Raw genomic sequence first — 20,132 nt, forward strand, 5'->3', positions numbered from 1 at the left:
TACGACGGCGTGGTCGCCGTGGTGGAGAAGCTGAAGGGGCACCCGCTGTTCGCCCACATCACGCTGACCCGCTCCGAGCGCTCGCCGATCGCCGCACTCGTCACCGAGATGCTGGAGGGCCTCGAGATCTGACCGTAAGGCCTCTCCTCGCCCCGCACTGGGGCTGCCGCGCCCTCGACAGCACCAGTGCCACCCACTCCGGCAGGGGTCCCGGCCCCGTACGTCGACCGCGTCCGACCACGCCCACCCACAACCCCATGGAGGAGGTGAGGACCGTGACAGTGGACCGCAACGCGCACATCCGCCGTGCCGGCTCTCCGTACGTCCCGTCGGGAGCCGCCGAGGAGCGCATTGTCGAGCTCCAGACCAATCCCGGACGACGTCAAGGAGCACGACGGCTCGCTGCCGGCCACCGTGGCCGCGATGATCCAGTCCGTGGCCGAGCGGATGTACTCGGAGACCGAGGAGAACCGCTTCCTGGAGGTCACCTACGCAGGCGGTGACAAGGAGGTCCTGTACTTCAAGGACTTCAACTCCGGCGCCATGATCCAGAACATCGTGGACCGGGCGAAGAAGATGGCCATCAAGGACTTCCCCGACCACGGCCAGCGGGGCCTGCGCCCCGCCCCGAACGTCGACGGCAGCCGCACGGGACGGCCCGTGCGAGCGACCGCCCTTCCCCGGCCCGGACGTCCGGCCGACACGAGCCCTTCGTCCCATCCGCCTCCAACCCTTCGAGCACGTCACTCAGCCGCACTGCTCGGCCCCTCCCCGGTACCGGGCACCTCCTCGAACGTGGAGCCAGCACATGCGCGCATCCGACATCCCTCCCGCGCCGAGGCCCGCCGCCTATCTGTGCAGTCCGCCGCAGAACCCGACGGCGGCCAGGGACCGTGAGGCGCTGACGCGCTTCGCCGCCCGCCTGGGCCTGCCCGCCCCGGTGTTCTACCTCGACCGCGCTCACCCGTCCTCCTGGAGCCACCGGGCCCGCCCCCGGTTCGAGGAACTCGTCCTCGCCGTGATCGACGGTACGCACCGGCTTCTGCTGATACCGGGGCCATGGGTCCTCTCCAACGACGAATACCGCCTCCGCCTGTCGATCCGCGTCCTCACCGCAGCCGGATGCAGCCGGATTCTGGCACTGCCGAGGAACACAACACCCATACGACGGGACGATCCGGCGGAGACCGGCGGGCATCCCCAACAGGCACCGGACCTCTGAGGGGCACATCCGGTGCGTCCTTCACGGCGGCCGGGTCGCCGTGCGCGGGAACCGTCGTTCGAGCGAACGGTCGACCGGAAGCCGTCCGCTGTGGATCACCGGCGGGGCACTCGCCCCGACCCGCCCTCCACCTTCGCCGGCTGATCGGGCACGGTCGCCGGTACCTCGCGGGGCCTCGGACTCCCTTTGCTGGAGCCGTTGCGGCCGACGACGGAGGTCACAGCGCGTCGAGGGTGTCCAGCAGGGAGGGCAGGTCGGTGACACTGTCCAGGACGTGGGTGTGGGGCACGGTGGCGAAGTCGGTGTCACTGTGCGAGCCGGTGCGGACGGCGGCGGCGACGCGGGCGCCGGCGCGGTGGGCGGCCAGCAGGTCGCTGGTGGTGTCGCCGGCGGCGGCCAGGTGGTGGACGGACTCCGTGCCGGTGCGCAGCAGTGCCGTGAGCAGCATGTCGGGGTGCGGTCGCCCGCGGCCGGCGTCGGCGGGCGACAGGGCCAGGGTGACGAGGTCGTGCCAGCCGAGGCCGTGCAGGATGCGGTCGCGGGTGGCGGGGGAGAAACCGGTGGTGAGCACGACGTGGCGGCCGGCCGAGCGCAGCAGCTCGATCGCGTCGGCGGCGCCGGGAATCTCGCGGACGCCCTGGGTGTCCAGGGCTTCCTCGTAGGAGGCCTCGAAGGCCCGGTTGGCGAGTGCGGCGCGGGCTTCGTCGCCTCCGGTCAGGGCCCGGAAGACCTCGATCTTCGACCGGCCCATGGTCTCGACTGCGTAGGCGACGGCGGTGGTGTGGTCGGCGGTGCCCGTCGGGATGCCGACGGCGTCCAGCGCCCGGTGGAAGGCTGCGAGGACGGCACCGCCGTCCTCGACGGTGGTGCCCGCCATGTCGAGGCAGACCAGCTGGACGGAGCTACGGGACGTGAGCATGACTGTCCTGTCTTCGGGTGAGGAGAGGGGTGGGAAGGGGGCGGGCCGCAGGTGCCCGACGCGGTGCGCGGGCCTGCGGGGCTCGGGCGGGGCGCGGCAGCCGCGTCGGTCCACGGGCCCGGACTGACCCGACTGTGTCAGGCGCCGGGGGGACGGGTCCATACTTGTCCTTACAAGATGCCGATTGTTCACCTGGAATGCCTCGGCGCGTGGGTGGCCGTGCGGGCGGGGCGGGGTTCCTCCGCAGGTCATCTCATGTGATCGGAAGATGTCATGACAGGAGGTGGGATGGGCGGCCCATGTCACCTGTAGGGTCAGGTCCCGTGAAGGAATCACTGCACGGTGTCGTCGCCGCCCAATTGCGCCAGCGGATCCGGAGCGGCTCGTTGAAGGTGGGTGAACTTCTGCCCTCGGAAGCCGAGTTGTGCGAGGAGTTCGCAGCCTCGCGCACTCCGGTGCGCCAGGCGCTGGCGAGCCTTCGGGAGGAGGGGCTGATCAGCGGGGGGCAGGGGCGGCGGTCGGTGGTGCTGGATGCGGTGCCGTCGCAGCCGTTCGAGTCGCTGCTGTCCTTCACCACCCGGGCCCGGCTGACCGGGCACAGCCCGGGGCAGCGGTTGCAGGAGATCGCGCTGCGCAGGCCGCAGGCGGCTGTCGCGGCGGCACTGGAGGTGGACGCGGAGGCGCTGGTGGTGCAGTTGTTGCGGCTCCGGTTGCTGGACGGCCGGCCGGCGATGCTGGAGCGGATGACGTACACCGAGGCGGTGGGCCGTCCGCTGCTGGGCGCGGATCTGGACGCGGGCTCGATCTACGCGTTGCTGACCGAGAACGGGGTGGAGCTGGCCGCGGCCCGGCACACCTTCGACGCGGTCTCCGCCGACGAGGTCGACGCCCAGTTGCTGGACGTCGAGGTGGGCGCGCCGCTGCTGCGCGAGCGGCGGCTCACCAGGGACGCCCAGGGGGTGCCGGTGGAGTGGTCCGAGGACCGCTATCGGCCGGACGTGGCGAATGTGACGGTCACCAACACCCGCTCCGTGCGTTCGGCGCAGCTCTAGGCAGCGGCCGCGCCACCGGCCGGGCGCGGTCACCGCGGGTGCGGGGCGAGCGCCTGGCGCGGTGCGGTGCCGATACCGGTGCGGGCCGCTTCAATGGCCTCCTGGATCCGCTCCAGCGGGTGGGCGGCGGCGACCAGGGACGCGAACGGGTAGGTCTCGTGATGGGCCGCCAGGAAGCTGACAGCGGTGTCCAGGTCGCGGGGGCGGTAGTTGTGGATGCCGGTGACGGTGTGCAGGCCGCGCACCAGGCGTTCGGGGTCGAGGGCCACGGCGGGGCCGGGTGAGACGGAGCCGACCAGGACGGCCCGTCCGCCGACGGCCAGGGAGTCCAGGCAGCGCTGGACGGCAGCAGGATGGCCGGAGAAGTCGAGGGCGGTGTCGGCCTCGCCGGGGTCCTCGGCGGCGTCGAAGGCGGCGCTCGCGCCGAACCGCAGGGCCTGGGCTCGCCGGGTGGGGTCGGGGTCGACCGCGCTCACCCGGGCACCGGCGGCGGCTGCCATCGCGGCGGCGGTCAGGCCGAGCATGCCCGCGCCGGTGATCAGGACCCGCTGCCCGGCCAGCGCGTCGGCGGCGGCGAGGGCGGCGGCGGCGGTGGCGGTGGCGCAGGAGGCGGGGCTGGCGACCTCGTCGGGCAGGCCGGCGGGCACCGCGACGACGGCGGTGCCGGGCAGCACCACGCAGTGGGTGGCGAAGCCGCCGTTCAGGGGGGCGAGGGGGGACCACGGCTCGTGGCCGTACTTGCGCAGGCTCAGGCACTTGTGCGGCAGGCCGCGCCGGCACCGCTCGCACCGGCCGCACGAGGCGGCCACCGACCAGACCACCCGCATCCCCTCCTCGACCGGTGTGCCGTCCACGCACCGCACGCCGTCGGCACCCACGCCGACCACGGTGCCCACCTGCTCGTGGCCGAGCAGCGCGGGGACGGGCGAGGGGCGGCGGCCTTCGACCGTGTGCAGGTCGCTGCCGCACACGGTGGCGAGGTCGATGCGCACCAGCAGCTCGCCGCGGCTGGGGGTGCGGGCGGTGGCGCCCTCCAGCAGGGAGAAGGGTCTGTCCACTCCCTCCCAGCGGGCGAAGCGGACCGGGATCGAGTCAAGGGAAACACTCATGCGTCGAACTTGTCATGAAAATACGCATCAATCAAGTACTTGTAATGATAAGTGAGGCGAAGATCGGGTGAACCCCTGCTCCCGCGCCCATGTCCAAGGGCGGTGCGGGAACAGGGGTTCGGGAACGCGGACGTGCGGATCAGGCCGGATGGCCGAGGTCGGTCGCGGTGCGGTGGACCTCGAAGAGGCGCCTGCCGTCGCGGTTGATCCAGGTCGCGGTGAGCGTGGCCGGGGAGACCGTGGTGTCCGCCACGAGCTTGAGGAACACGTACGGCTCGACGGCGCTGGCGACCAGGGCCGGGTGCGGGGTGTTGAGGCTGGCGATGGTGCTGCCGTGCAGCGGGCTGATGATGAACTGCCACAGGTCGTAGCCGATCCGGGGCCCGTAGTTCAGGGCGCGGGAGACGTGGACGTCGCCGCTGACCAGGAAGCAGCCGGGGATCCGCTCGGCGGCGAGGAAGTCGAGGATCGCGTCCTTCTCGTACTGGTAGGTGGCCCAGTCGTCGGTCTCCGAGTTGCCCTTGTCGTCCCAGATCATCCCGGAGGCGATGGCCTTGAACGGGGCGGTACTGGCCCGCAGCGAGGCGCGCAGCCAGTCCCACTGGACCTGGCCGAGGCACGTGGTCCTCGTGTGGTCGGCCCAGCTGGGACCGGTGTTGCTGAACCACCGGGGATCGAGCAGGAAGACCTCGACGGGGCCACGGCGGAAGGAGGTGTAGACGGCCTGGCCGGCCGTTCTGGCGGTCAGACGGGTGCCGTCGTCGGCATGGCCGAAGGAGGCGTTCGCGCGGTAGTCGACGAAGGCGGTGCGGGTGTTGACCTTGCCGGCGAAGGAGCCGTTGACTCCGTTGCCGCCGAAGTCGTGGTCGTCCCAGGTGCCCCAGGTCGGCATGGCGGCGACCATGCGGGCGATCTCCGGCTGAGCGAGGAACGCGCGGTGCTTGGCCCGGGCCACGGCCAGGTCGCCGGAGTCGACGTAGGGAGTGTCGCCGAGCAGCACGAAGCTGTCGCAGCCCTCGTCGACGACACGGGTCCACACCGTGTTCGGGGTGGACGGCGCGCACGAGCCCAGACCCATGGTCACCACGGCGGGTTCCCCGTCGGCCGGTGCGGTGGCGAAGGAGCCGCTCAGCGGGGTGAAGCCGGGGGCGGCGACCTTCGGGGCGAGGGTGAACTCGTAGTGGGTGGCCGGCCGAAGGCCGGGGACGTCGGCGAGCAGGGTGTTGTCGTTGGCGGTGGAGATCGACGCGTCGACACCGGTCGACCAGCCGTCGGCCCGGCGTACGGTGCAGCGCCACCCGGGGTAGACCGCAGGGTCGAGGCCGGGACGGGCCCAGAGGCGCGCAGTGGTGGTGCCGACGTGTCCGACCAGCGGGCCGACCGGGGCCTGCGGTGGCATCGGGGTGGGCGGGACGGCGGGGGCGGTGCCCGCGCGCACCCGGCCGACGTAGCCGGCCAGCGCGGTGAAGAAGGTGACGCTGTCCTGCACCGCGGCGGCGGGCTGGATCGCGACGCCGCTGCTGTTGAAGCACTTGTCAATGGTCAGGCTGCCCACCAGGAACCGGCCCGCGCCGTGCGCGCCCTCCAGCAGACAGGGATTGGCGTCGCCGGCGGTGCACGCCATCAGCACCCGCATCGAACGCCACGAGCCGAGGGTCTCCCAGCTGACCCGGATGCCGGAGGCCCGCCCGGTGAACACCTTGCCGGAGCTGACCGGCAGCGCCGCGACGAGCGGGTGGTCGGCGGCGACCGGCAGCACGGTGTCGTAGTCGGCATCGGTGCGCACCGCGCCGAGTGCGGGCGGCAGGTAGGTGACCGTGGCGCCGAGCTGGTCGGACTGGGCCAGGTCGAGGACCACGCCGCCACCGGCCACGAAGTCGCGCAGCGAGGCCGCCTGCGCGGAGACGTAACCCGGGTACTGGGAGCCGTTGTTGGTGAAGCTGCCGAAGGCGATCAGGTCGACGCCCTGGGCGGTCGCGGACCGGCTCACATCCAGCGGGACGACGGTGAAGCCGGCCCGGCGCAGCAGTTCGGCCAGGCCGGTGGCCCTGGTCCACTGGTCGGAGTGCTCCAGTACCGCGGCGCGGGGCGACGCGGTGGTGGTGGCGTGGGCGGGAAGGGTGGCGACGGCGGTGGTCAGGGCGGCTGCGCCGCCGACCAGGAAGGACCGTCTGTGCATTCCGTCTGGGGTCATGGTGGTGTTCCTCCTTTGACGGCAACCGTCGCAGCGAGGATGGCTCACCAGCAAGAACATATAACTACAAGTCATGCAGTGTTCACCTGAGTGGTTTCGGTGCCGGGCGGCTGCGATGACGCCCGCAGATGCGCTCGTGCGGCGTCGGCAGGGTCACCGGGCCAGGTTCGCTGACCTGGTCGGCAGGGCGGGCGCGGCCACGTCGGCCACCGGACGCACGAGGTCACGGGTGGGTGAACAGGAAATGACTTGTCACAACAAGTAGTTGACCTCGGCCCGCCGAAGCTGTCAGCGTTCCGGTGCCGGCCCTAGAGCGGCGCCCCGTCCGGTGATACCGGGCCGCGCACCCCGCCCCGGCTTCTCTCCCGCTGCTCACCCCGGAGCCCACCGTGCGTCCTCGTCCCCTCGCCCTCGTCGTCACCGGCGCCCTCCTCGCGCTGTCCCTCACCGCCTGCGGCAGCGACGGCGGCGCTTCCGCCGCCGGGAAGTCCGCCACCTGCCCGGGCGGAAAGATCCGCTTCGGCGTGGAGCCCTTCGAGGACCCCGCCAAGCTCACCCCGGCCGCCAAGGTCCTGGCCGACGCCCTCGGCGAGCAGCTCGACTGTCCCGTCCAGCTCACCATCACCGAGGACTACTCCGCCGAGGTACTCGCCCTGCAGAACGGCAAGCTCGACGTCGCCATGTTCGGCCCGCTCGGCTACGTCTTCGCCAGTCAGCGCGCCGGTGCCGAGGCCGTCGCCTCATTCGGCGACAGCGGCGGCAAGGTCTCCAGCTACACCGCCGGCATCTGGGTGCCCGCCGACTCGGCCGTCCACGAGGTCAAGGACCTCGCCGGGCACTCGCTCGCGCTGTCCTCGGTCGGCTCCACCTCCGGCGACGCGCTGCCCCGCAAGGCCCTGGTCGACGCCGGCCTGAAGACCGCCGACGTCAAGGTCAACTACGCCGGCGGCCACGCCGAGTCGCTGCTCGCCCTGGCCAAGGGCACCGTCGACGCCGCCGAGATCAACTCCCAGCAACTGGCCAGCGCCACCCAGTCCAAGACCTTCGACCCGGCGAAGTTCCGGAAGGTATGGGCCTCCGACGCCATCCCCAACGACCCCATCACCGTCCGCGGCAACCTCGACCCCGCGTTCAAGAAGGCCGTCGCCGACGCCCTCCTGCACCTGCCCGGCGACAAGGTCGGGCAGATCGGCGCCCTGCTCGCCGTCAAGCCCGCAGCGCCCCTGGTCGCCGTCGACAAGGCCACCTACCAGCCGCTGTTCGACCTGGCGGCCGCTCTCAACCTGACCGACAAGGACCTCTGATGCTGGTGCTCTCCGACATCACGGTGCGGTACGGCCTGCGGGAGGTCCTACGCGGGGTGGACGTCACCGTCCCGCGCGGCGAGTTCCTCGCGGTGCTCGGCGCCAACGGCTGCGGGAAGTCCACCCTGCTACGCGCCGCGGCCGGACTGGAACCGGTGGCGGTGGGCACGGTGACCGTCGACGGCAGGGCGGGCGACCCGCTCGCCCTCGCCATGGTCTTCCAGCAGATCCACCTGGTGTACCGGCGCACCGTCCTCGACAACGTCTGCGCCGGCGCCCTGGGGCGGTTGCCGCTGCGGCACTCGCTCCACCCCCGTCTGTTCCCGCGGGAACTGCGCGAGGAGGCGATGGCCTGTCTGGAGCGGGTCGGCCTCGCCGACCGCGCCCACGACCGGGCCGGCCGGCTCTCCGGCGGCCAGCAGCAGCGCGTCGCCGTCGCCCGAGCGCTGTGCCAGCGCCCCGAGGTGATCCTCGCGGACGAACCGGTCTCCGCCCTCGACCCGGCAGCGTCCGAGCAGGTGCTGGCGCTGCTCACCGAACTCGCCCACCAGGAAGGGCTCGCCGTCGTCGCCGTGCTGCACCAGCCCGCGCTCGCCGCCCGGCACGCCGACCGCGTCATCGGCCTGCGCGACGGCCGGGTGCTGCTGGACGGCCCGCCGGACCAGAACCTCGACATCCTGTACCAGCCCGCACTCGCCGAGAGCCTGTCATGACACCTGTGCCCCGCGCCGTTCGCGGCCTCCCCGTCCCGCCCCGCCAGCGGCGGCCCCGCACCGTCGCCAGGGTGCTGCTCGTGGCCGCCGCCGTGGCCGCCGCACACGTGGTCGCGTGGAACACCACGGACATGTCGCTCACCGCGCTGGCCGAGGGCTGGCACGGCATGGCCGAGTTCCTCGGCGAGGCCTTCCCGCCCAAGCTCGACTGGGCCGTCCTGCAGCCGAGCCTGTCCGCGGCCCTGGTCACCCTGTGGATCGGCCTGCTCGGCACCACGCTGTCTATCCCGCCGTCCCTGGCCCTTGCCCTGCTCGCCGCCCGCGAGGTGGCCCCGTCGGGCCTGGTCTACCAGGCGGCGCGCTCGCTGCTGTCCTTCTTGCGCTCCGTGCCGGACGTGGTCTTCGCGCTGATCTTCGTCACCGCTGTCGGCCTCGGCCCGTTCCCCGGCGTCCTCGCCCTGGTCTGCCACAACGTCGGCGTCATGGGCAAGTTGTGGGCCGAGGCGATCGAGGACGCGGACCCCGGCCCCTCGCAGGCGCTCAGGTCGGCGGGCGCCGGCCGCGTCCAGGTCGCCTTGCACGCCCTGCTGCCGACGACCACCCCCCGGCTGGCCGGACTGCTGCTCTACCGCCTGGACGTGAACGTCCGCGCCTCGCTGATCCTCGGGCTGGTCGGCGCCGGCGGCATCGGCTTCCTGATCAACCAGTCGATCAAGCTGTTCCGGTTCGACGAGATGCTCACCCACATCCTGGTGGTGCTGGTGCTGATCGTGGCGGTCGACCGTCTGTCCGCCGCCGTCCGCCGACGCCTGGCCTGAACCGCTTGCGGGGTCCTGCTCTCCACCACCCGATCGGGCACGCGAGGCGGTGCCGCACCCCAGCGGAACTGCGACGCATCCTGAGCGGGGAGACGACCAGGGCCTCGCCCCGGCCGCCTGGTGGACTCCCGGTCCCGGCCGAACGCTTCCGCTCGTTCGCCGGGATCGTCGCCACGGCTTCCGGTCGACCGTTCGGCCTACCGCCTACCGCCTGCCGCCTGCCGCCTGCCGCAGAATGCGACCGTTCGCCGCACACCCGTGCCGGATTCCTGGCGGTGCGTGCCGGCGTGCGTTGCGATACGGCGTGGGAGCGAACCCTCCGGTGGGTGTGGGTGCCGATGAGGGCCACGGCGGCTCCCGGCAGGCGGGCCCGGTGGCGCTGCCGTGCTACCGGGACCCACCCGCCGTTTCGAGGCGTCGGCCGGTCCGGGTGGGACCCCCGGACCGGCCGGCGCCTCGAACGAGTGCCCGGGATCCGTGCGGCCGTGACAGTCGGCCAGGCAGACGCTCGGGCCGTCAGCGTAGGGCCGGCCCTGCCGGCGGGCGACGCACCACCCCCCACCGACCCGCACACCCGCTCCTCACCACGTGAAAGCGGCGCACACCACCTCGTACTGCAACCGCTCGCGCGGGCCCATTGCAGGAACCGCTCAGGTCCCGCAAGATCTCGAATTGCTCGTAGCCGGCGAGGTCCCGGCGACCACTCGACACCCCGCATTTGCGGACACGGTCCCCGTGGGAGCCCGTCCGGCCTGACCGGGCGCTCGTCCGACCACCCCCCCCGAAGCGGCTCGGACCAGAATTGCAGGCTGACGAAGGGAGTCGCGAAGCCGACTGGAACGCTCGGGCCGATGCCGGTGATCCAGGGCGGCCGAACAAATAACCCGCGGATTTCGGGACAATGGCTCATTGTTGCGCCAAGGAGGCATCAACGGGGGCAGTAGGTTTACTGTCGGCGAGGTTCGAGGCGAGCATGCCACGTCTGGACGATCGGCCCCTCCCCCCGTCGGGGAGGGGCAGCGCTTGGCAGCCTGCACAAGGCCCTGTTCCCGGCACTGACGGCGATTCGCCCCCTGCCCACGTGCACCGGCCGCGGGCCCGGGTGCGGTTGATGTCCGAACCCGGACGGCCACCGGAATCGCCCAGACATAACGATTCCCTTCCCAGGGCTATCTGAATTTCACCCGGAGACCTAGGCTGCGGCACATGTCGATCCTTCGAAGATTCCGTGCTTCCGGACCGCGACTGCTGCCGGAACTCGACGACATCAAACTCGGTCGTGTGCGGCGGCAGCTGAATTCTCCCGGAATGCCAGGCCAGGAAGCAATTCTCATCGACCAGGTCGAGCGGCTCCTCCAGGAGGCCGGTACGGACTGGGACCGTCGCGCGCACCGCGTGGCCGTCCTCGCCGAGGCCGCCGCGTCCTCCTCCCTCGCCCGTTTCTGGCAGCTGCGCCACCCCCACAACGCGAACCCGCTGGTCTTCGCGGGGTGGATCGAGCTGGTCCGCGGCCGGCACCTGGGACGGATGGAGGACGCCCGGGCCGCCGCCGACCACTGCTACGGCGCCGCCGACGCGCTGCCCGACGACCCGACCCCCTGGGTGGTGCTGCTCGGGATCCTGCGCGTGATGCGCGCGGACTCGCGCGAGCTGTTCGCCGTCTTCCGCGAGGTGATCTCACGCGACACCTGGAACCGCGAGGCGCACCTGCAGATGCTGCGCTACCTGTCGCCGGAGGAATGCGGTTCGCGCAGCGGCCAGCTGGAGTTCGTGGACAGGCTCCGGGCCACAGTTCCCCCCAACGCGCCCGCCGTGGGCATGGAACTGACCGCACTGGTCGACGAGCACGCCCGCATCACGGCCCGGGGGAGCATCGAGGCACTGCTTGTTCGCCGCCGATGGACGGACCAACGCGCCACTCGGGTGCTGGACGCGGCGCTGGCTGACTGGCCCCGCCCCGGCCACCTGCGCCACGCGGCCGCCCTGGCCGACCTGAACCTGCTCGCCTTCGCCCTCATCCAGGCAGGCCGCTCGCGCGAGAGCGCCGACACCTTCAGCCTGCTCGGCGGCGTGGCCACCGCCTGGCCGTGGTCGCTCGACGGCGACCCGCTCCGCCAGTTCGGTTACTGGCAGTCCAAGCACTGACCTGACACACCCTCCCCCGATCACGTGGTCCCACCCACCCCGACACCCACCCTGCTCACCCCGTGTGAGTGCCGTTGCACCGTGCCGCGCGTCACCCGCCGGCTCGTCGGTGGTCCACTGCCGCCACCAAGCCTGCAGCGGCGCAGGCGTGTGCCGCCGCCGCTGCCGTGTCGCGTCGAACACGGTCTTCGGATGCGAGCCAGCCCCGGATGCGTCGTGGGTCGGCCGCCGATCTCGACGGCGACGCCGTAACTGTCCACCGGGCCTTCCCCCAAGCCGCAGTGAGCTGCCTTGCCGGGGCTGCTGTCGATCACGGTGGCGGTCGCCTCCCAAGGCGTGGCCGCTCCGCTCTCGAAGCCCGCGTTGCCGAGCAGCTGCGCCGTCGGGCGAGGCCCGGTGCCGTCGGTCACGGCCCAGGTGGACAGCGTGACCGCGCACGCCCTGCTGGCGACGGCTGCGACTGTGGTGTGGGCTTTGGACGGCAGCGTCCCGCTGCCGCTCGTGCGCCACTCGGGCTCGCTGCTCCGACAGAGCACGCGCCAGCCAGTAGCCTGGAAAGCCTCCAGTCCATGCAGCGAATGTTGATCCGTAGGTCCGGTCGACGGCCGTCCCCCGGCTCCCTCCCTGGAGGCGCCATGGTGTCACTACGAGCCCTTGCCCTCGCCCTCTGCCTCGGCGTCGTGGCGCTCGGCAGTACCGCCTGCGGCAGTGAGAGCCCGCCCGCACCGGTGGCACCGAACGTCGCGGCATCAGCCGCCGAGGCAGGCGGTATGGACTCGCTGGTCCGGGCGGCGCAGCAGGAGGGTGTTCTGACCGCCACCGCGCTGCTGCGGCACTGGGCGAACTACGGGGGTCTGATCGACGGGTTCGAGAAGAAGTACGGGATCAAGGTCACCGTCGACAATCCCGACAACGGCAGCCAGGACGAGATCGACGATGTGAAGCGCTACCGCGGCCAGGATCAGGCACCCGACGTGCTTCAGCTCGGTGACTCCTTCGCGGAGGCCGCCGCCGAGGAGGGCTTGCTCGCGCCCTACCGGACCGCCGCCTACGGGCAGATCCCGGCGAACCAGAAGGACCCCGAGGCCCGCTGGTACAACAGCTACGGCGGTTACGTGTCGATCGGCTGCGACGCGGCCCGCGTGAAGACCTGCCCCGTCACCTTCGCCGAGCTGCTCGAACCGGAGTACAAGGGCATGGTCGCCCTGAACGGCATCGACCCCAATCTCGCCGGGTCGGCCTTCGCCGGTGTGTATGCGGCGGCCCTCGCGAACGGCGGTTCGTTCGACGACATCCAGCCGGGCATCGACTTCTTCGGGCAGCTGGTGAAGGTGGGGAACTGGAATGCGGGCAACGCCGTTCCGGAGTCGATCGTCAAGGGTGAGACCCCGATCTCCATCAGCTGGGACTTCCTCAACCTCCAGCACGTCGACGCCCTGCGGGGCCAGGGGGTGGACTGGAAGGTCTCCATCCCCTTCGACGGCAGCTTCTCCCTGTACTACGCCCAGGCGATCAACAAGGATGCCCCGCACCCGGCGGCGGCCCGGCTGTGGGAGGAGTACCTCGCCAGCCCCGAGGGCCAGAACCTGCGGCTCGCGGGATTCGCCCGCCCGGTCCTGATGGAGGCCATGGCCAAGGACGGCACCCTCGACAAGAACCTCGCCGCCATGCTGCCCACCGTGGAGGGCGGGACACCGTCATTCCCAAATCCGGCACAACTGAAAGAGGCGCGACAGGTCGTCAAGGAGAACTGGGACAAGGCCGTCCCGCCGCAGCCCGAGTCGCCGTCCTGACACCCGCGGAACACCCAAGGACGGCCCTGGCCGACGAGTGCTCGGCCCGTGTCCAGGGGCCGGCCGCGGGCGGCCAGCGCGCCAAGCGGTCGTACCAGCGGCGGAACAGTTCCTCGCGTGGTGCAGGTACGGGTGGGAGTCGCCGCGCACGCGCTCCATCTCCACTCCTCCGGCGAGCGTGGGAAAGCCCCGGACCGGGTCCTCTGAACAGCCGGGCTCACTACGGCCAGCCTCCGCGATGGCGGTGCCGACGCCGGTCAGCAGGTGGGACTTGCCGGTGCCGGAGTCGCCGATCATCACCAGCGGCCGGCCCTCGCGGACCCAGGTCGGGCTCTTCAGCGACGCGACTGCCGCAGGCGTAGACGTCGGCCGGCAGCGGCGTCAGCAGTGGCCGCTCGGCCCCGAAGTCGAAGCCGACGCTGGTCGGCCGGCCCTCGATGTGCCGCGTGTCCTCCAGCTCGTCGATCTCCGCCAACTGCCCGTTCAGATCGGCCGGCGAAGCGACCAGCGGCGGGCGGGACCAGGTGCGTACGCCGGAACCGCCGCCCGCATCCCGTCCGCCGGCACACCTAGGGCCGACCGGCATGAGCCCGTGCCGTCCGGTCGGGCATCGTGGCTTCCAGCCGGGCCCACCGGACCGGCGGCCCCAAGGTGGCGAGCCTCCGCACGGCCCGTCGCCCCGGCCACCGCCACAACTCCACCGAGTGAACGCCGAAGGCCTGCGCCGCGGACGCGGGGCTCGGCCGCGCTCCGCCCGGCGGGGCACGTTTCCGGCACCGTCCGCAGCAGTCGGCACGCGGAAGTGCCCTGCCCGGGTCCACGGCGGGGCGTAGGAGTACCGGCATGCTGCGTTGGAGGCCTGGCTGCGGCACGAGTCCGGCCCCTACCTCGATCCGTGGCACAAGCGGCTGCGCGAGGCGTACGTGACCACCAAGGGGAACCTCGGCGTCCCGCTGACCCTGGCGGACGAGGACCCGCAGGCCTTCCTGGAAGCGGCGGTTCCTGGAGTCCGGCCGGGCCGGACTGGCCGCGGGCAAGTCCGGCCCCGGCAGCCGGGGACAGCAGCTCGAAGCCCAAGTCGCCGATTTGACGCAGGCGCCTGGCGAGGCCGCAGTCGAGCTGCGGGTGTGGAAGAAGTCTGCGGAGGGCCAGCCGGGCCTTTCCCGCGACGTGTTCACCCCATCGAGTGGATCACTGGAGTGGCGCCGGGGCGCGGCCCACGGGTCTTGAAACGATCATGATGCCGTCGGCTCCGGCGGTCACCGATCACTGCTGAAAGGTCCTCCCTGTGAACGCGCTCCGCCGCAAGACCGCCCTGCTCCTCGCCGGACCGGCGCTCACCGCCCTGTCGCTCACCACCGCGGCACCGGCCTCGGCCCAGACCTCCATGACCATCACCAGCGTGTTCCTGGGGAGCAGCAGCTCGGTCAGCGTGAGCGGCGAGTACGCCTGCGACGGCGAGGGCTACCCGACCGCCGTGAGCGTCATCGTCGACAACACCGAGAACGGGAACAGGGTGGGCGGCAGCAGCCAGTACGCCCCGGTCTGCGACGGCAACGTCCACTCGTTCAGGGTCACCGCCAACAAGCGCCTCGAACCCGTCCCGGTCAGTTTCAGCCGCGGCGACACCGTCCTGGTGCAGGCGTACCTGGCGAACAGCAGGACGGGCCGCAACATCGTGGAGGACTGGGACTACTTCACGCTCTGACCCAGGGCGCGGGCTACCGGCCCCTGCGTCCCGCCACGCCCGGGCGAACCCGCCGCACCCCGGCCCGCCAGGTGCCGGCACGGGGGGATGGCCGGTGGGCGTTGTGATCGCGAATGCCGCCGCGTCGGGTATGGCACTGTCGCAGCTTCCCCATCGATCCGAGGGCGTCCGGCGGTTCACGCACCCGGACGCAAACGGGCCGGTAGGGCGGAGTTCTGCGCCCTGTGGGCGCGGTGAGCCCAGCCGGTCCGCGGCGCGGTTGCCCACCGATCTTCCGGCCTGTGATCGCCGGAGCGGTGGCCGCCAGCGGGAATGCGAAGAGTGTTTGCCCATTCACTTTGGGTCATGGCGCGATCTTGTGGACTGCCTGGTCCGGGCCGGGCCGCGCCCCCTGCGGCGCCGCGTCCAGCCCGAATCGCCCTCGTCGCCGTCCCGTGTGCCCGCCTCGGCCGAGACAACGTCCCTCGGCGCGTGGCAGGGACGGTGTCGCCACCCCTCGACCGACCGAGCCACCCCAGGAGAAGCCGATGACCGGCCACAACGGCAGCAGTAACCTCACCGGCAACCGTCCCTACAACTATCGGCCGTCCGCGGAGGAGAGGCAGGTTGAGGCGGACGAGGGCAAGACGTTCTACGTCACCGTCACCGGCGGCGACAAGGACGTGCTCGACACCCTCCTGTCCGAGCGGAACCCCGAGTACTCCGACCACGAGCGCGCCAACCTGCTGGACCGCCAGGACGACACGTTCACGGTCGCCTACTTGAACCGGAAAACCGCCGAGCGTGCCGCCGGCCTGTTCGGGGCGGCAGGTGCCCAGGTCGAGACGGTGGACAGGGACACCCGGCTCTGATCGCGCCGCGGAGCGGCCTGCGCCCGGGGCCCGCTGGCCGTGATCCGTCAGCGTGTGGCTCGTTGGTCCAGGTGCCCCTTGCGCTTTCGAGAGATGAGACCGCCGTGCCCGAGACCGATATGTACGACGACGAGCAGCCCGAGATGGTCGTCCACAGGGTCGCAGACCCGCAGGGCGACGGCGAAGGCCCTGGCGAGGACGCGGACGGCCAGGAACCCGGACCGCAGGCCCGGACGCGCGCCGACGGCTTGATGTCCCAAGGCCAGATGTAGCTCGACGCCGGGCGGGCGGGGCCGCCTCCTGGCGACCCCGCCCGCGGTCGGTGTTGGCGAGCCCGGCCGCCGTCCTGCTTGCGCCCGCCGGTGCGGGCCCGCGGTGCGGAGCGGGGCCCACGTGTCCGGTGATCATCGTCGTCCGATCGAGGCGATCTCGGCGTTCCGATGCGGCGCCGGCGGCCGCAATCGACCAAGATCGCCGCATGAGCACGACCATGACCCGACGTCAGATCCTCGGCGCCGCAGCGGTAGCCGGGGCCACCACTCTCCCTCGGAGGGACTGCGGGTGCCGCCGCCCGGGCCGTATCGGGGCCCCGGACCCGCACGGCTCACCGGGGCCGAGGTCTCCTCCGAAGAGCAGGCCCATCTGGAGGGTTTGAAGCAGATCGCGGACCCGCCCGGTGACGAAGCCGTGGCCGATGCCTTCCAGCGCGGGCAGGACGCGGCGGTCAACTGGGGTCTGTTGCGAAAGTGGATCTTGACTTGCGATGATCACGGTGTGGCGCGAGGGGATGTCGCGGCCCGGCAGTGGGCTCGGCTGGAGCCGTTCCTGCCGGTGGGGAAGAAGGCGGGACGTCCCCGAGCGCTACGGAGGGTGGGACCCTGACCGGGGAGACGATCAGGTCCTCGGGCATCGGCCCCTGCAACGTCGACGAACGGCCCCGGCAGGTCTACGGCGACGATCATGGACGGGCCATCGAGACGGCCGTGGGAGCGGGCATGAAGATCACTGCCCAGCCCAGCCCAGCCCAGCCCAGCCCGGGCCGGGCCACGGCCAGCACCGTGCGGTGCCGGCCGAACGGCCCCCTCGTCCGCTGGGATCTTCGCCATGGCTTCCGGTCAACCGGCTCGGCGCGCCGCTTGTCGCACGGTGCGACCGCTCACCGCAATTTCAGGCGGGGTGGCTATCGGAGCGCGCTCCTGGGAGCTGGAATGCCTCACACGGGCGGACCCGGTGGGCTTCGCGAGGGTTGCCGACGATGAATGCGGCGACAACGGGCTAGCTGGCCCTGACGGAATCGGTACATGGACGATCCGGGGCTGGTCCTGCCAGCCATCACCTCATGGCTGCCTGGTTCCGGCGGAACCGGCCTGTGGATTGGTGTCAGCTGTTCAGGGTCCGTCCTCCACCGTCTCGACAGAGCCAGTGCCGTTTAACCCCTGGCCGGCGCCCACAGCGAGGCACCCGCCGCCGGAAGTCGAACTCGGTCTCGGCAGGAAGGGATTCACACATGCGCAGATCTTGGCTTCTTCTCATTGCGTTCATCCTCAGTCTCGTTGTTGGCGGCGCCCAGAGTGTGGGCGCGGTGACAGCGGACGCCGGCTTGTCGACGGGAACCGGTACGGCCACGACCACTTCGGTGGAGGACCCTGCCCTCTACTCCACCTTCGTGGCGAGGCACAGCTCCTTGTGCATGGACGTCGGCGGCGGTAGCACGGCCAACGGCGCGAGCGTGGTGCAACGGTCCTGCGGGCCAGCCCTCAGCCAGCAGTGGCGCCTTGAGGACACGTCCTTGGGCTACGTCCACATCATCGCCCGGCACAGTTCGAAGTGCCTGAACGTCGAGGGCAAGAGCGCGGCCGACGGCGCGGCGGTCGTGCAGTGGCTGTGCACCACCGGCTCCAACGACGACTGGAAGCTGGAAGACACAGGCAGCGGCTACTACCGCCTGGTTGCCCGGCACAGCGGCAAGTGCCTCAAGGTGAGTGCGGGTTCGACCGCGCAGGACGCGGCCTTCGTCCAGTGGACCTGCGACGGCTCCAGCAGCGAGCAGTTCAATCGGGCACCGGTCACCACCCAGGTGGTGACCTGGGGCGCCAGCACGGACAAGCTCCCACAAGCTGCTGGTCAGGACCTGACGCACCGCCTCATCGTGCACACCAGCACGGGAGGCAGTGGCCTGCGGATCAGGCTCTCCAACGCGTTCGGCGACCACCCGGTGACGTTCGGCGCCGCCTGGGTGGGGCAGTGGTCGGCGGGCGGCGCCGTGGCCCCCGGCACCAACCGCCCGCTGACGTTCGGCGGCCTCGGCTCGGTGACGGTCCCCGCCGGGGGCTCGGTGTACAGCGACCAGCTCAACAGCACGGTCCAGCCCGGGTCGGACCTGGCGGTCAGCCTCTACATCCAGCAGGCCTCCGGCATCCTGACCGGCCACAACGTTGCCAGTCAGACGTCGTACAGCGCCCCGGCTGGGAATCACGCGGCCGACGAATCGCAGACCTCCTACACCGGCACCACCACCTCCTGGGCCTACTTGGACGCGGTGGTGGTCGACGCACCCGCCGGCACCGGTGCCGTGGCCACGCTCGGGGACTCCATCACGGATGGCTTCAAGTCCCCTACGAACCTCAACCACCGTTGGCCCGACTTCCTCGCCACGCGGCTCCGGGACTCCAGCGACACTCTGATCAAGGGTGTGGCCAACGAAGGCATAACCGGAAACAAGGTGCTGATAGACGGGGCCGGACAGAGTGCTATCACGCGCCTCGAACGCGATGTGCTCACCCAACCAGGGCTGAAGACCATCGTCCTCCTGGAGGGTGTCAACGACATCAACCACACCACTACCCTCACGGCGCAGCAGCTGATCAACGGCTACACAGACATCGTGAACCGGGCCCATGCGGCCGGGGTGTGCGTCGTGGGTGCGACGGTCATGCCGTTCGAGGGCGGCACCCAGAAGTGGACGCCTGAGAAGGACGCGCTGAGGAACGAGGTGAACGCGTTCATCCGGACGGGCGGCCTTTTCGATGCGGTCGTCGACACCGACGCGGTTCTGCGCGACCCTGCCCACCCGTCGCGCTTGCTGCCCGAGTACGACAACGACCATCTCCACCCCAATGACGCGGGACGGCAGGCCATCGCGGACTCGATCAGCCTGGACAAGCTGAACTGCACCCGGTAGCAGTCGCACGTCACCGCCTGCGGGGAGGCCGCCCAGCACTGCGCCGGGCAGCCTCCCCCCAGGCGGTGACGTACCGCACGACATCACACGGCCCAGCCCCAAGACACCGCCTACTCGGGTCCACGCCCCAGCCGACCGGACCCGACACACGTGCCGTTGCGCCCGCCCTTGCAAGAACGGCAGGCCCGGCCTGCTCGCACAGGTCGAGCAGGGCTGTGAGGACGCCGGGTCCAGTGACGTGGAGTGCGCCTTTGCGGTGGTTGTCGGGGCAGGTGGGCGTGTTGCACCCGCTGCTCCGGTTGGCCGGCCTTGGCTGCGCCCCGTCGCCCCCGCTGCTGAGCTCTGCTCAGGGGCCTTGGTCAGTGGTGGTGGGGTTAGTGGAGGATGTGGCGGTGGGCGGCGAGCAAGTGGGTTATGAGGAGGATGAGGACGAGGACGAGTCCGATGGTGATGGCGCAGATCGCGCCCAGTAGGGCTCCCCGGGCAATGGTCCTGGGCAGCGGGCGGAGCTGAGGGTCTGGGGCGCTGGCGGGGCGGGGCATGTCGGTCCTCCGGGTTGTGGTCGGCTGCGGCCGGGTGAGTACTTCTGGAGGGTAGGGCCCGCGCTTGGTCTCAGTCCCGACGGTCTCCTCGGCTGCTCGGTGCCTGGGGGTGGTGTTCGGATTGGTGCTACTGCTCTGGGGATTGCTCTGTTGCCCCGGGATGTTCAGCGGCCTGAGGTGATCTGGCGCAGGATCAGCAGAAGGTGCCCGTGTCCTGCAAGGATGTGAGTGTCGAAGTCATATCCAGCGCAGAAGCAAGGGCACCTTCTGGGTGAAGGCTACCGGGTGGGATGAACGGCTGTCGGTCAAGGCCGACGGCAGGGGCCATGGTCGGGCATACGGGGTCGGTGCTGCTTCGGCGATGCGCGGACCGGACCGGGCCGACGGCGGCGCTGGGCCGGGTGCTGCCGCGCGGTGTCGGCGCCTCCTGGCGGGAGCGGAGCGTGGTCGTCGTCGGGTTGGCCTGTGTCGGCGACGGTTGAACCGTGGTTCTGGATCACTTTTGGTGCAGGGCTGACGGACGGTCACCGTCGCGGGGTTGGCGGCAAGCAGGTCAGCGGGCAAGGAGGATCCGCTTGCGC

At 71.2% G+C, this 20,132-nt stretch carries 13 protein-coding genes and 2 pseudogenes; 12 read left to right on the forward strand and 3 right to left on the reverse strand.

What is annotated here, in order from left to right:
* Positions 1–375 precede the first annotated feature (375 nt).
* Positions 376–621 (forward strand): annotated as a pseudogene (locus ACIOFR_RS40165) (proteasome ATPase); the annotation flags it as partial.
* A gap of 818 nt (positions 622–1,439) precedes the next feature.
* Here ACIOFR_RS40165 and ACIOFR_RS40170 read toward each other — a convergent pair.
* Positions 1,440–2,141 carry an HAD family hydrolase gene (locus tag ACIOFR_RS40170; protein WP_401005477.1) on the reverse strand — a complete coding sequence of 234 codons (702 nt, stop codon included), beginning with the start codon at positions 2,139–2,141 and terminating at the stop codon, positions 1,440–1,442.
* A 323-nt stretch (positions 2,142–2,464) separates the two neighbouring features.
* Here ACIOFR_RS40170 and ACIOFR_RS40175 point away from each other — a divergent pair, with 323 nt between their 5' ends.
* Positions 2,465–3,193, forward strand: a complete 729-nt coding sequence (locus ACIOFR_RS40175) for a GntR family transcriptional regulator (RefSeq protein ID WP_401005478.1) — start codon at positions 2,465–2,467, stop codon at positions 3,191–3,193.
* Positions 3,194–3,222: 29 nt separating this feature from the next.
* Here the strand turns inward: ACIOFR_RS40175 and ACIOFR_RS40180 are convergent, their stop codons facing one another.
* Both ACIOFR_RS40180 and ACIOFR_RS40185 read right to left on the reverse strand, forming a co-directional pair.
* The gene (locus tag ACIOFR_RS40180; protein WP_401005480.1) at positions 3,223–4,302 is read right to left on the reverse strand and encodes a zinc-binding dehydrogenase; all 1,080 of its coding nucleotides are present in this window, start codon (positions 4,300–4,302) and stop codon (positions 3,223–3,225) included.
* A gap of 139 nt (positions 4,303–4,441) precedes the next feature.
* Positions 4,442–6,496 carry an alkaline phosphatase D family protein gene (locus ACIOFR_RS40185; protein ID WP_401005481.1) on the reverse strand — a complete coding sequence of 685 codons (2,055 nt, stop codon included), beginning with the start codon at positions 6,494–6,496 and terminating at the stop codon, positions 4,442–4,444.
* 389 nt (positions 6,497–6,885) lie between these two features.
* Between ACIOFR_RS40185 and ACIOFR_RS40190 the strand changes: the two genes are divergently transcribed.
* The 10 genes and pseudogenes from ACIOFR_RS40190 (at position 6,886) to ACIOFR_RS40235 (ending at position 19,009) form a co-directional block, all read left to right on the forward strand.
* Positions 6,886–7,800 (forward strand): phosphate/phosphite/phosphonate ABC transporter substrate-binding protein, encoded by a 915-nt coding sequence (locus tag ACIOFR_RS40190; RefSeq protein ID WP_401005482.1) that lies wholly within the window; start codon positions 6,886–6,888, stop codon positions 7,798–7,800.
* Positions 7,800–8,513, forward strand: coding sequence for a phosphonate ABC transporter ATP-binding protein (locus ACIOFR_RS40195; RefSeq protein WP_401005483.1), 714 nt, complete (start codon positions 7,800–7,802; stop codon positions 8,511–8,513). The genes ACIOFR_RS40190 and ACIOFR_RS40195 overlap by 1 nt, the downstream gene beginning before the upstream one ends.
* Positions 8,510–9,331 (forward strand): phosphonate ABC transporter, permease protein PhnE, encoded by an 822-nt coding sequence (phnE, locus tag ACIOFR_RS40200; protein WP_401005484.1) that lies wholly within the window; start codon positions 8,510–8,512, stop codon positions 9,329–9,331. Before ACIOFR_RS40195 ends, phnE begins: the two co-directional genes overlap by 4 nt.
* A 1,308-nt stretch (positions 9,332–10,639) precedes the next feature.
* Positions 10,640–11,476, forward strand: coding sequence for a hypothetical protein (locus ACIOFR_RS40205; protein WP_401005486.1), 837 nt, complete (start codon positions 10,640–10,642; stop codon positions 11,474–11,476).
* Between the two features lie 635 nt (positions 11,477–12,111).
* Entirely contained in the window at positions 12,112–13,269 is a 1,158-nt protein-coding gene (locus ACIOFR_RS40210; protein WP_401005488.1) for an ABC transporter substrate-binding protein, read from the forward strand.
* Between the two features lie 1,288 nt (positions 13,270–14,557).
* Positions 14,558–14,977 (forward strand): hypothetical protein, encoded by a 420-nt coding sequence (locus ACIOFR_RS40215; RefSeq protein WP_401005490.1) that lies wholly within the window; start codon positions 14,558–14,560, stop codon positions 14,975–14,977.
* A 527-nt stretch (positions 14,978–15,504) separates the two neighbouring features.
* Positions 15,505–15,828 (forward strand): hypothetical protein, encoded by a 324-nt coding sequence (locus ACIOFR_RS40220; RefSeq protein ID WP_401005491.1) that lies wholly within the window; start codon positions 15,505–15,507, stop codon positions 15,826–15,828.
* 104 nt (positions 15,829–15,932) lie between these two features.
* Positions 15,933–16,100, forward strand: a complete 168-nt coding sequence (locus tag ACIOFR_RS40225) for a hypothetical protein (RefSeq protein ID WP_401005493.1) — start codon at positions 15,933–15,935, stop codon at positions 16,098–16,100.
* 606 nt (positions 16,101–16,706) lie between these two features.
* A pseudogene (locus ACIOFR_RS40230) lies at positions 16,707–16,859 on the forward strand (sensor histidine kinase); the annotation flags it as partial.
* A 476-nt stretch (positions 16,860–17,335) separates the two neighbouring features.
* Positions 17,336–19,009, forward strand: coding sequence for an RICIN domain-containing protein (locus ACIOFR_RS40235; protein WP_401005495.1), 1,674 nt, complete (start codon positions 17,336–17,338; stop codon positions 19,007–19,009).
* Positions 19,010–20,132 lie beyond the last annotated feature (1,123 nt).

The organism is Kitasatospora sp. NPDC088346, assembly GCF_044740765.1.
Lineage (GTDB): Bacteria > Actinomycetota > Actinomycetes > Streptomycetales > Streptomycetaceae > Kitasatospora.

Excerpts from the sequence above, each read along its gene's own strand:
- phnE (WP_401005484.1), top strand. The coding sequence starts at position 8,510 with ATGACACCTGTGCCCCGCGCCGTTCGCGGCCTCCCCGTCCCGCCCCGC.
- ACIOFR_RS40235 (WP_401005495.1), top strand. The coding sequence starts at position 17,336 with ATGCGCAGATCTTGGCTTCTTCTCATTGCGTTCATCCTCAGTCTCGTT.
- ACIOFR_RS40170 (WP_401005477.1), bottom strand. The coding sequence starts at position 2,141 with ATGCTCACGTCCCGTAGCTCCGTCCAGCTGGTCTGCCTCGACATGGCG.
- ACIOFR_RS40205 (WP_401005486.1), top strand. The coding sequence starts at position 10,640 with ATGCCAGGCCAGGAAGCAATTCTCATCGACCAGGTCGAGCGGCTCCTC.
- ACIOFR_RS40180 (WP_401005480.1), bottom strand. The coding sequence starts at position 4,302 with ATGAGTGTTTCCCTTGACTCGATCCCGGTCCGCTTCGCCCGCTGGGAG.
- ACIOFR_RS40210 (WP_401005488.1), top strand. The coding sequence starts at position 12,112 with ATGGTGTCACTACGAGCCCTTGCCCTCGCCCTCTGCCTCGGCGTCGTG.
- ACIOFR_RS40220 (WP_401005491.1), top strand. The coding sequence starts at position 15,505 with ATGACCGGCCACAACGGCAGCAGTAACCTCACCGGCAACCGTCCCTAC.
- ACIOFR_RS40185 (WP_401005481.1), bottom strand. The coding sequence starts at position 6,496 with ATGACCCCAGACGGAATGCACAGACGGTCCTTCCTGGTCGGCGGCGCA.
- ACIOFR_RS40195 (WP_401005483.1), top strand. The coding sequence starts at position 7,800 with ATGCTGGTGCTCTCCGACATCACGGTGCGGTACGGCCTGCGGGAGGTC.